The organism is Paenibacillus sp. FSL R5-0519 (genome assembly GCF_037974275.1).
Taxonomy (GTDB): domain Bacteria; phylum Bacillota; class Bacilli; order Paenibacillales; family Paenibacillaceae; genus Paenibacillus.
The window spans coordinates 2,138,355-2,150,429 of record NZ_CP150234.1; the positions used below are offsets into that span (position 1 = coordinate 2,138,355).

General features: G+C 46.5%; 9 protein-coding genes. All 9 read left to right on the plus strand.

The features are described from left to right. Positions 1–72: 72 nt before the first annotated feature. The 9 genes from MKY73_RS09750 to yidD all read left to right on the plus strand — a co-directional run bounded on the left by MKY73_RS09750 (position 73) and on the right by yidD (position 11,924). Positions 73–1,440, plus strand: a complete 1,368-nt coding sequence (locus MKY73_RS09750; protein WP_339307146.1) for an extracellular solute-binding protein — start codon at positions 73–75, stop codon at positions 1,438–1,440. A 51-nt stretch (positions 1,441–1,491) separates the two neighbouring features. Then, complete coding sequence (locus MKY73_RS09755; RefSeq protein ID WP_339307148.1) at positions 1,492–2,376, plus strand: sugar ABC transporter permease; 885 nt, start codon at positions 1,492–1,494, stop codon at positions 2,374–2,376. After that, positions 2,376–3,206 (plus strand): carbohydrate ABC transporter permease, encoded by an 831-nt coding sequence (locus tag MKY73_RS09760; RefSeq protein ID WP_339307150.1) that lies wholly within the window; start codon positions 2,376–2,378, stop codon positions 3,204–3,206. Before MKY73_RS09755 ends, MKY73_RS09760 begins: the two co-directional genes overlap by 1 nt. 32 nt (positions 3,207–3,238) lie before the next feature. Continuing rightward, positions 3,239–5,074, plus strand: coding sequence for a sensor histidine kinase (locus tag MKY73_RS09765; RefSeq protein ID WP_339307152.1), 1,836 nt, complete (start codon positions 3,239–3,241; stop codon positions 5,072–5,074). Then, positions 5,071–6,702: a response regulator gene (locus MKY73_RS09770; RefSeq protein WP_339307154.1), complete on the plus strand. Its 1,632-nt coding sequence runs from the start codon at positions 5,071–5,073 to the stop codon at positions 6,700–6,702. The genes MKY73_RS09765 and MKY73_RS09770 overlap by 4 nt, the downstream gene beginning before the upstream one ends. A gap of 28 nt (positions 6,703–6,730) precedes the next feature. Beyond that, entirely contained in the window at positions 6,731–8,386 is a 1,656-nt protein-coding gene (gene nagZ / locus MKY73_RS09775; protein WP_339307156.1) for a beta-N-acetylhexosaminidase, read from the plus strand. Positions 8,387–8,661: 275 nt separating this feature from the next. Further along, positions 8,662–10,914 carry a stalk domain-containing protein gene (locus MKY73_RS09780; RefSeq protein WP_339307158.1) on the plus strand — a complete coding sequence of 751 codons (2,253 nt, stop codon included), beginning with the start codon at positions 8,662–8,664 and terminating at the stop codon, positions 10,912–10,914. A gap of 294 nt (positions 10,915–11,208) precedes the next feature. Then, positions 11,209–11,676: a Fur family transcriptional regulator gene (locus tag MKY73_RS09785; RefSeq protein ID WP_339307160.1), complete on the plus strand. Its 468-nt coding sequence runs from the start codon at positions 11,209–11,211 to the stop codon at positions 11,674–11,676. Further along, a complete protein-coding gene (gene yidD / locus MKY73_RS09790) occupies positions 11,673–11,924 on the plus strand; it encodes a membrane protein insertion efficiency factor YidD (RefSeq protein ID WP_091018158.1) in 252 nt (83 codons plus the stop codon). Before MKY73_RS09785 ends, yidD begins: the two co-directional genes overlap by 4 nt. The last annotated feature ends 151 nt before the right edge of the window (positions 11,925–12,075 follow it).

Here is a 12,075-nt window from a genome sequence, read left to right on the forward strand (position 1 = left end):
CGATGTAAGCTCCGGCTTTTTATAATCAGAGTGTAAAGCCAAATGCTCAATATCTTGAGGAGGGTCAACCCGATGAAAAAAAGAATGACATTGCTGCTCTCATTATTGCTTATCACTTCATGGACTTTGGCGGGATGTGCAAGCTCAAGTAACGAGCCACAGCAAGGCGCAGGCAATACACCTGTGGAGGAGACAAGTAAGGAACCGGTTGAGATGCTTCTTCGCCACACGCAGGTGGGGGCTGACAAACAGAAACGATTGGCCATTCTGCAGGACGTTGTGGACAAAGTGGAGGGTGAGATACCCAATCTGACCTTTACGCTGGATGGTGTCGAATCCGATGTGAATCGCAAGGAGAAGCTTCGCGGGGAGATGGCGGCAGGTAACCCGCCGGATATATTTGAACTGTTCGGCAGTCCGGATTCCAAAGTGTATGCCAAGGAAGGTATGCTGCTTGATCTGACTCCGATCCTTCAAGAGCTGGGCATCCAGGACCAGTTTACATCCCTTGAGCCATTTACGTATGAAGACAAAGTGTATGGACTGCCGATTGGCGGTTCGGGCGAAGGTTTTTTCTATAATAAAGAGTACTTTGAACAAAAAGGATGGAAAGCTCCGACGACCATGGCTGAACTGGACAACATGTTGGCCGAGATTAAGGCTGATGGCAAAGTGCCGCTTGCTTCTGCATCCAAGGCAGGCTGGGTTCCGCTTATGTTAACCAACCACCTGTGGTCCCGCTATGCCGGGCCGGAGATTACTGCCAAGTTTGCAACAGGTGAAGCGAAGTGGACCGACTCGGGTGTGGTACAAGGTTTTGCCAAACACAAGGAGTGGGTGGATAAAGGATATTTCAAAAAAGGTGAGCTGGGCTTCGAATATGCTGAATACACCACGCAATTTACCAGCGGAGAAGCGGTATTAATGTATGACGGAACATGGAAATCATCTGTATTCAAGGAAGGCCAGAGCGGGGAATCGCTCATTGGCAAGGTTGGATTCTTCAATATGCCTCCGGTAGAGAACGGAGCAGGTGATCAGACGTCCTTGATGCGGGATGTGAACAATGGATATGGATTCTCGGCAGCAGTGGCGGATGACCCGCAGAAGCTGGAAGCCGTGAAAGCTTTTATCAAAAATTTCTACAATGAAGATATGCAGGTTCGCGGCCTTGTGGAAGATGGTGTATTGCCTGCCATGAAGCTGGATGAAAAAGTGTTAACCGATAGCATTACCGATGATCTGATGAAAGAAATTGTGGCCGTGCTTAATGCGTCCAAGACGTCGTTCCCGGCATTTGATGCACTCGTTCAGGCTGATGTGACGACAGAGATCAGTAATCTGCAGATTCAGAAGTTGATCGGTGGGCAGACTACGCCAGAGAAAATGGCAGAAGAACTGCAAAAGGTGCAGGAGGAAGCAAACGCTTCCGTGGAATAAATCAATCCAAGTTGAAACTGCGATCGTTGAAGTGACTGAAGGAGGCTGACCATGAATACTTCACTCCGCAGCCCGTTAATCTATACGCTGTTTGTAATGCCAGCCCTGATTCTGTTTATCATGTTCTTTCTTTATCCTATCGGCAGCTCCTTATATTACAGTCTGACGAGTTGGAATGGGGTATCGGCTGAGCCGCGTTTTGTGGGCTTATCCAACTATGTGAAGGCACTGACCGATGAACGATTTTGGATTTCCACACGGAATAATGGCTTTTTCATCGGATTTTCGGTACTGATTCAGGTACCCCTGATTATCCTGTTTTCGCTTTTGATTGCCAATGTGAAAAAGCTAAAAGGCCTGTATAAAACAGCTGTTTTTTTACCATCCATCATGTCGACAGCCGTGATCGGGATCTTATGGGGCTTCATCTATGAGCCCAATATCGGATTATTAAACAAAATACTTCATGTGCTGGGCATCGATCCAATCTACTGGTTGTCGGATAACCGATTTGCCATGTTGTCCATTTTGGTGACCAATGCCTGGCAGTGGACAGGATTTTACATTGTCATGGTACTGGCGGCCATCCTGGCGATTCCCCGTGATTTGGATGAAGCAGCTGCAATTGATGGTGCAACGGCGGTACAACGTGCAATGCGGATAACACTGCCGCTGATTCGCCCGATCATTTCCGTCGTTATCATGTTGTCCATTGCAGGAGCTATGAAAGCAGCTGACATCGTGATTGTCATGACCAAAGGTGGGCCCGCTGGGTCCACCGAGGTTCTGGCGACATACATGATCAAATATGCGATTACCAATTTCAAATATGGTTATGGCAATACCATTGCGGTACTGATCTTTGCTCTGACGCTTGTGCTTACTGCGGTGTATCAACTGCTGGTGGCGAGAAAGAGCGAGAAGGTGGAATATTGATGGCGAAAAACATAAAAAGTAGTATACCTCATGTGTTGTTAATGTTGTATTTAATCGCGATTTTGTTTCCCTTTTTATTTGTGATTTTCTCGTCCTTCAAGCAGGATAACAATGAAATTGCCTTGAATCCATTCGGTCTGCCGACAACATGGGAGTTTAACAATTATGTGGAGGCCTGGGTGAATGCGAAGATTGGCACGTATTTCTGGAACAGCCTATACATCTCAATTCTGTCTTCGGCATGTACAATTGCACTAGGTGCGATGTTTGCTTTTGCCGTAACCCGGATGAGACACCGGAAATGGAGTCTATTTCTGTACAGCTTGATTCTGGCGGGCATGCTTATTCCCAACAATGCACTCATGCTGCCGATCTATCTGCTTGTACGCAGAATGGGCATATTGGATACACATCTGGCATTGATCGTTCCCTATGTGGCGAATGCGATCCCCTTTACCATTATTATACTGGCGGCTTTTATGCGATCTCTGCCTGGTGAAATTGAGGAAGCGGCGGTTATGGATGGCTTGAGGGCTCCGGGTATCTTTGCTAAAATAGTGATACCTCTTACGGTTCCGGCTATTGTTACCGTTTTTATCGTTAATTTCCTCGGCAACTGGAATGAATTTTTACTCGCCAACTATTTCTTATCCACCGATAAGTTGCGTACGCTGCCAGTGGGCATGGTCCAGTTTCGGGATCAATATCAGATGAACTATGCCCAGATGTCGGCAGGTATTGTATACAGTGTTGTACCTGTACTTGTGATCTACGCTATACTCCAGGAGAAGATTATTGAAGGCGTAACTGCAGGTGGTGTCAAAGGTTAATACCATGAACCAGTGGATAGGGAGAACGGGATATGAACTTGCGAATGAAGCTGGCCTTGGCATTTCTGCTGCTGATCATTGTACCGATGTGTGCGCTGGGCATTGGCATGTTTCTGGTCACATCACATACGATTGAGAAAAAATACAATCAACAGGCCGAATATGCGCTTCAGGCCATTAGTTACAATATCGAGAATGTATTTCAGCAGATTAATAATGTGACCGACAACGGGATAGCGACATCAGTTTTTCAAATGGCGTTGAACGCCAAAGATCCAACCAAGCAGGATCTGGGAACCGGTAATCAGTTATCCCTCAATGCCAGCCAGCGCAATTTCCGTTCCCTTCTATATAATTATCCGTTCATCAGTTATGCCTTTTTATATGATTTGCGTTCGTCCGTGAACAATCAGATTGTCTCCATTTTCACCAAAGAAAATTTTCAAGCCCTTCCTTTTCAGCAATTCAAAGTACATCCCTTATTCAATGAAATTCAGCAACTTAATGGCGTGCCCAAATGGCTTGCACCTTTGGAATATCCCGAATTAACCGGGGTAGAACCTGTCTTCACCCAGATCAGACTGGTCAAAGAACTCAGTTATTTTCAAAATATCGGCGTGCTTGTTGTTCAGATCAAAAAAGGAGAGATTGACCGGATCTTCCGTCACCTGCAAATCAGCGATTCGGCACAGGATACATCATTCCTTTTAATTAATGAAGAAGGGCTGATCGTCTATGATCCTGCAGGTCGTTATAACGGTGAGAATATGCAAAACCTTGGTGCTGAATCCGACAGTTACGGTCCTGGCTTTAGCAGTGTCAGAACGGTCTTTGACGGCAAGGAGAGCATCATTTCGCAATATCATCTGAAGAACTATAACTGGAGTCTCGTCAGTGTGACTTCATGGGAAGCCTTGTCTGCGGAAACCAATGCCTTTGCAGGCTGGTCTGTCATCATTATTCTGTTATGCCTGCTTGCAGCGATGATCTTTAACCTTTTTTTCATGAATCGTATTACAGGCAACATTGCTGTACTTGTAAGGTTTATGCGTCGTGTGGATGATGGTGATTTTAATGCGAGGGTGGAAGGAAAAGGATTCGATGAAATGCAGCTGCTTGCGCAAGGGTTCAATGAACTATTGGATCGTATTGGGGGATTATTCCGTCGTGTTCGGGCAGAGCAGGAGCAGAAGGCCCAAGCGGAATTACGTGTACTACAAGCCCAGATCAAACCCCATTTTCTGTTCAACACATTGGAATCGATTAATGGCTTGGCATTGCGCGGAGAAGGCCGCAAAGTAAGCGAGATGGTGACCAGACTTGGCAATATGCTTCGTATCAGCATTCAGGATCAGGAGGAGATTCCGCTGGGTGAGGAAATAAGGCATTTGCAGAGTTATCTGGAGATTCAACAGTACAGGTTCAGTGATTTGTTCACCTATGAGATTGACATTCCATCCCATCTATACAGTTCAATCTTGCTCAAGCTGACCCTCCAGCCTCTGGTGGAAAATAGCATTCAACATGGGTTTGAGGGGATCACCTATCCAGGTGTACTGCGGATAAGCGCATATGCGAAACGGGATCATCTGGTGTTAAGTGTTGAGGACAATGGGATCGGTATTCCCCAGGAAATGCTCGCACGATTTGAGTATATGGCAGCAGACCCGCCGGAAGATATGCTGGCGAAAGGGGCGGAATCATTATCGTCCATAACGGAACGCCGGGGACTGGGATTACGAAGTGTAGCAGATCGAATTCGTATTCAATACGGGGCCGGGTATGGCATATTTATATGTTCAGCACCGGGGTATGGCACAGTTATTCGATGCATCATTCCATTATATGAGCAGGAGGAAGCCGGATGAATCTCACTGCAATGCTGGTTGACGATGAGCTGCCGATTCTGGAGAATCTGAACTACATTTTACCCTGGGAAGAGATGGGGATTGAAATCACAGGTACAGCGAGAAGCGGGGCAGAAGCGCTGGGGAAAGTTACAGAAAGTCATCCAGACATTCTCTTGTGTGATATTCGGATGCCGTCTATGGATGGATTGGAACTTATTCGTTTGCTGCGAGAGCAGGGTGAAACATGTGAGATTATTTTGCTGACCGGTTATCAGCAGTTTGAATATGCTCGAACCGCTATCAAGTATAACGTACATGAATACATATGTAAGCCAATTGATTATTTGAATCTGGAACATAAACTGCGTGAACTTGCCGGACAGATCCAGAAGAGACGTCAGGAAAACGAATCGCAACGTTATCGCAGCCAAGAGATGGAAAGCTGGATCAGACACAAACAGTTGATTGACCTGTTACGAGGAGAAGCACCGTTGAAGGTTGCCTATCCTGCCTCTGTTCCTGAATTCATAACAACTGCTGCACCGTATACGTTGCTGCTGGTGGATGCGGTCGGTTATTTTCGCCATTCGATCGGTTGGTCCGAGCTTCAGCATCAACGATGGCATGAGACCTTAAGTTCCAGACTTAGGGAAGTAGCAGAGAGAATTGAGGGGGACTGTCAGATTCTTTCGACCCGCAAAGGGGAGTGGTGCATCTTGCTGGAGGCATCGGGTGAATGGAAACGTCGCTCAGAGGAACTCGCCCATCAACTGTGTCTCGAATTGAATGTGATATTATCCCTGGATTCAAGTGTGAAGGTCAGGGTTGTTCAGGATATTGTGCCCGTGAACCTGGAAAGTCAAATTCTGGATCGATACCGGCATTGTCAAAAAATATTGATGTCCCATGCGGAGAGTGAGGACAGGGTGCTGAAGGTGAGTTGTCCCGAAACCACCTTATCGTATGAACATGCGGCCTCCAAAGGGGCAAACTCATGGATTACAAGAGAAGATCTGGAGCTTGTTACTCGGTGGATTCGACAAGGGAACAAGCAGGGATTACGCGATGTATTGGATCGGCTTAAACAGCGAATGGGGAATTCGGAAGAATCCTTCAACAAGATAGATGAAACCAATCTTCGGTTTATGCTTGTACATATGCTTCGGGAACTGCGCGAAGTACAGGCCATCGCTGAAGAGCACGAAGTGAATTATTGGAATGCACTGCAAGGGGCCGTCTTCATGAGGGAACTCCTTGAACTTGCAGAGGTCGTTATCCATGCCTGTCAGGGCAAACAAACGCAGCCACGTCCTTCCGTATCGGAGCTGATCCTGTCTGCATGTGAGTATATGGACGCACGACTGCAACAGGACCTGGGCATAGATGAAGTCTCCGATTGGCTCGGAATCAGCCCGGGCTACTTCTGCCAGCTATTTAAAACCCAGATGGGTGTTACTTTTGTGGAATACATGACGCAGAAACGGATGGAAAGTGCCGCTTTATTGTTGAGTACAACCGAATGGAGCATTACAGCGATTGGGGAAGCAACAGGGTTCAAGGAGCGTCGCTACTTCTCCAAGGTGTTTCATAAACACTTCCACATGAAACCCTCCGAGTACAGGCAGAGTAAACGATTGGGTTCGTAGTGGCAATGGAAACGAGAGGAGAGATCGAATGAAACCCTTGAATGATCTGACGTTGGAGCAAAAGGTAGGCCAATTGTTGATGTGTGGATTTCACGGTCAGTATGCAGATGAACAGATTACTCGCTTAATCCGTGACTATCACGTTGGGGGCGTCATCTATTTCCGGCGCAATGTCGAAAGTGTGGATCAATTAACAAGGCTGTCCGCCGAACTGCAAGATCTGGCTGCCGAAGCGGAGGCATTACCCCTTATGATTTCGGTAGACCAGGAAGGCGGCATGGTTGCACGGATTGACAAAGAAGGAATAACCCAAGTACCGGGGAATATGGCACTTGGTGCGACAGGCAACCCGGAATATACCCTGGCGTGTGCCCAAATTTTGGGACGTGAGTTAAAGAGCATCGGTATTGATATGAACCTTGCACCAGTGGTCGACGTGAATAACAACCCGCTGAACCCGGTCATCGGTGTACGTTCATATGGTGAACATGCTGAAAGTGTGGCCGCTCATGGTGTAGCAGCCATCACCGGATATCAACTACAGGGCATAGCTGCTACTGCCAAACATTTTCCGGGACACGGAGATACCGCCGTAGATTCTCATCTGGGTATGGTTAAGGTACCTCATGATCGAAGCAGGCTTGAACAGATGGAGCTGCTGCCGTTCCGCCGGGCGATTGAGGCCGGGGTCGATGCGATTATGACAGCTCATGTGATGTTCCCTTCGATTGAGCCCGAACCCATTCCGGCAACATTGTCGCATAAGGTGTTAACTGGCCTGCTACGTGAGGAAATGGGTTTTGAAGGCATTATTATTACAGATTGTCTTGAAATGCATGCCATATCCAAGCCATATGGGGTAGCTGAAGCTGCCATTCGTGCTGTGGAGGCAGGAGCAGATCTGATTCTGGTGAGTCATACCTTGCAAGATCAGGTTGCTGCGCTGGAAGCCATTGTAGAAGCAGTTCGAACGGGTCGGGTATCGGAAGAGGTTATTCATCAGGCGTTGGAACGCATTATGACATGGAAAAAAAAGCGCTGTGGGCAGCAGAATGATCATTTTGTTTCGCCGAAAGCGAGTGAACTGTTTGAAGCAGCAGATGTTGAACCTGTTAAAAACAGTGAATTCACTCAACCCACTGACTCTACTGAAACCAGGGAATTAAACGAATCGACGCTGTTCAAGATTGCTTCAAGCAGTATTACTATCGTTCATAATGATGGGCTGCTGCCGTTGGACCCGGAGAAGGACGTGTATGTCATCTGGCCTGAGGTTGTGCAACGGACAGAGGTGGATGAACCATGGTCCCATACAGAATCACTTGGTATAGCGCTATCGCAGCTGCGAGGCAGCGTTCGTGAACACAACATTACAACTCAGCCCACTTCTGATGAAGCAGATCGGATATTGGCGGAAGTGTCGGAGAGTGAGCAGGTTATCGTATGTACGTATACATCGGCAGGTCATCTTCCGAAAGGGCAACAGTATTTGGTTGAAAAGCTCAGTGAGAATCATTCGCTGATTGTAATTGCTCTGCGCAATCCCTATGATCTGCTGGAGATTCCGAGGCCAGGAAGTTATGTGTGTACGTATGAGAATACATCTACAGTTGTCAAGGCATTATCCCATGTGTTAACCGGTGGACTGCAGCCAACGGGAAGTCTGCCTGTCCGTTTGTGCTAGACCTATTCAAACCTTAAATCTCTCTGCGACATGGTGCTGATTGGCCATATTGCAGAGAGATTTTTTTGTTGGAAAGTTGCTATTGGGGAATTTTGGGATCTGATGCCAAAAAGATAATGGATAGATAACTATTTTCATAGTATTTTCCTTCTATTAAAAGTTTACAATTCTCCTCTTAACTTTTTAGCAACTTTTCCCGGTTCCAAGCGTCTAATAATATGACTTTTTGAGGGGGATATTTATAAAATGGGAGCAGAAGGAGCCAAAGACAAAGAATGAATTTGAAGAAGAAATTGTCCATACTTACCGCTTTTGCTGTTTTTCAGGCGTTTGCAGTTATTCCTGCCAATGCACAATCAGCAGATCAGAGCGATACTACACCAGTGAATACAGCCAAAGTTAAATCCGTGGAGGTTGTGAAGAAAGAACAAACCATCGCGGAATCCGAAGTGAAATCCGAAACAAACACGCCAACATCAAATAATGAAACAACTGAAGAAGTGAATCCGGAAACCAATGTTCCTACAGGAACAGATGTTACTCCAGTTGATCCGGTAGAGGAACCGACGGACGAAGAAGGTACAGCTGAGGAAACACCAGCACCTGCACCAGTAGAAGTAGAGCAACCGTCTACGGGGAGTTCATCTGTTGCTGGAGGCGGAGGTGGAGACCTTACTCTTTATATGAACAGTAATAAAATGATGCAAGATGGCAAAACATATCTTGCCGGGCAGCCAATGGCTGTTAAAAATGGTGTATCCTATGTAGCTATTCGTGCTCTCGTTGATCGGGTTGGCTATGATGTCAAATACGATAACACAACCAAAGAAACGATCATTATTAGTGGTGAAGATGAGCTGCGTTTCAAAACCAACAGCAAGATCTATACCGTTAATGGTGTGTCCAGAACGATGAAGGGCGCGGCTTATCAACAAAAAAATACGTTCATGGTGCCGTTGACTTCAATTACACAGGCTCTGGACATTACGTATAAAGTAAATCAATCTGCCAAAACGGTTGTATTGAATCTGAGTACCAAACCGGTGGCGAGCTTCACGGTACAAAAAGAGGTCTTTGCCGGAGACCAGGTGACCTATACAACCAGATCCAGCTCTCCAAAGGGACTCAGCATTGTAGATGAGCGTTGGACAGGTCGTCAGGATTCATTCGACCAACCAGGTGTATACACAGTAACCTATGCGGTTCAGGATTCAAGTGGTCAATGGAGCGATCCGTATTCGGTTACGATTAAGGTTGAAAGACCGAATCTGCCACCTGTCGCAATGTTTACGACAGATAAAGAAGAATACAAAATGGGTGAGAAAATCACTTATATTGATCAAAGCACAGATGATGAGAACGCAATTGTTAAAACCGAATGGGATAACAATGCACTTGCATTCTTTGTTCCAGGACCGAAGACCGTAACGATTACAGTCACCGATAAACATGGTGCTAGTGATAGCTACACCAAGATGATCAACATTACGGGCGAAACGCTGTATAGTTTGTCCGACTTCAATCAATTGTTCACACCAGTTGGTGAGAAGTTCACTTTTGACGGTGGTGGAGTACCCGCATTGGAGAAAGTACCTTTCACTTATTATGATGAACCCAGTCTGCTGATCCGCAGTAACAGCCCGGAAACCGTGAATACAGAAGGCATTGTGTACAAGGAATCTTCCTTCGGACAGACACGATTCATGATTCACCATGTGAACAACACGGGCAAAAACGTGAAAATGTATGTTGTAGCGACAAACAACAATGCATACACGGCGTCCATTGAACAACAAAACATGGGCTTTGCAGGACCATCTCCTTTTGCAACGGTAGCTGGAAAGTTGTCCATTGATCGTTGGTTCCAGTCCATGCAGAATGGTACCGGACAAAAGAAAGTGTATATCCAGCCAGGAGAAAGCAAGCTGATTCTTAATGATCTGAGTGTTCTCCCGATGAAACAGGGACAAGTCATCTCCTTGTATTCGGATGTATTCAGTGACTATGAACTGGATTACAACATTATCATGATCGAAGAAAACAAGGACCCGATGGAAGTGTTGTCGAGCCTGCCGGTTCTGGATCGTGATGGTGTTCACAACCGTGGAACGTACCCGAATGCAACACGGATCATCACGTATGATCAAGAAATAGGATCGAAGCCTGCACGTCTTCCACTTGGAGACAATGCAAGTGATCCGAACCTTGTAGGAACGGACCCGATGGCTTACACAGAAGCTTCCAACGCAGGTAACTTCGGTGTATTGTACAAAATTACATTGAATAATGTTGCTCCGCGCACGTTGATTTCATTTAACCCTCGTGGAGGCAGATACTCAGGTGTGGCACTCGTGAACGGACAAGTTGTTCAGATTTCCACAGGTAAATCTGTAACTGCACCTAATGAGCAAAGCGTAATGTATCGCACAGGTTCATACGGCGAGAGTGTAACGATTCTCTTCTCGGCGGCACCAGGAAGTAACTTGCCTGTAAACCTGCTGTTCACGCCGCTTCCGGCTGAAAAGTAATATCATGAACATGCACGGACGGTTTGGAGTGAAAGCTTATATCATATATACCCGTTCACCCCAAAAGTCGCCCGAACGATTGATCATCTGAACCGTCAGGAAGGGACTCCATTAATATGTAATGTCATTAGCTCAAAGCTAAACGTAATGGCAATGCATGTGTATGGAGTCCTTTTTATGTGTTGTTATAATGACCTAACCCGGTGTCTTCGTTGACTCTAATCGTAATTTGATGCATTATTAGATGTATACAGAAGAGGCAAAATGCTCGTAAGACAGGAGGTGCTTTAGATCATGCTGTCGACAGAACAGATTATTTCGACTATGTCCTCACAGGGGCTCCGCATTACTGATCAGCGGAAAACACTGGCCCGGTTATTTGCCGAGTCCCCCGGGTATCTTACACCCAAGGACGTCTATGAATATATGGGTAAGACTTACAGCGGACTGAGTTTTGACACAGTATATCGGAATCTGCGGGTGATGCAGGAACTGGGTGTACTGGAACAGGTCATCTTCGAAGATGGCGTTAAATTCAAAGCACACTGTAGTGAAGATCATCATCACCATCATATGATCTGTCTGAAGTGTCAGAAGACGTATCCTATTATTTTTTGCCCGATGCAGCTTGCGGATGCGCCTGAACAATTTCAGGTTGTGGACCACAAGTTTGAGGTGTTTGGCTATTGCAAGGACTGTGCTGAGCATGCTCCTGCCAAAGCGGCGTCGGGACATCACGCTCACGGGAAGCACTGGCGATGAAGTTATCGCGCAGAATCGCTCAGGCACCCATTCGGGTGTACCGCAACTATATCTCTCCATTAACGCCGCCAACATGTCGGTTCTATCCGAGCTGTTCGGCTTATGCCATGGAGGCGATTGAAGTGCACGGTGCGCTCAAAGGCTCGTTGTTAACAGCGAAACGTATTGCCAAATGTCATCCGTTTCATCCAGGTGGTGTAGATCTGGTGCCACCAAAGGCGGAGAAGTCTACTCTGGTATCCGAGTAACGTTATAACCTGAAGTATTCGGGTGGCCGTGAAGCAAACTGGAATTGAACTCGAGGCTGCTGCCCACTTGACAAAGGGGCCCGCATTTCAGTATATTTTTCCTATATATGCGAGTTCAAAAAGTCTGGTTTTACTTTTTGAAGAACTTCTA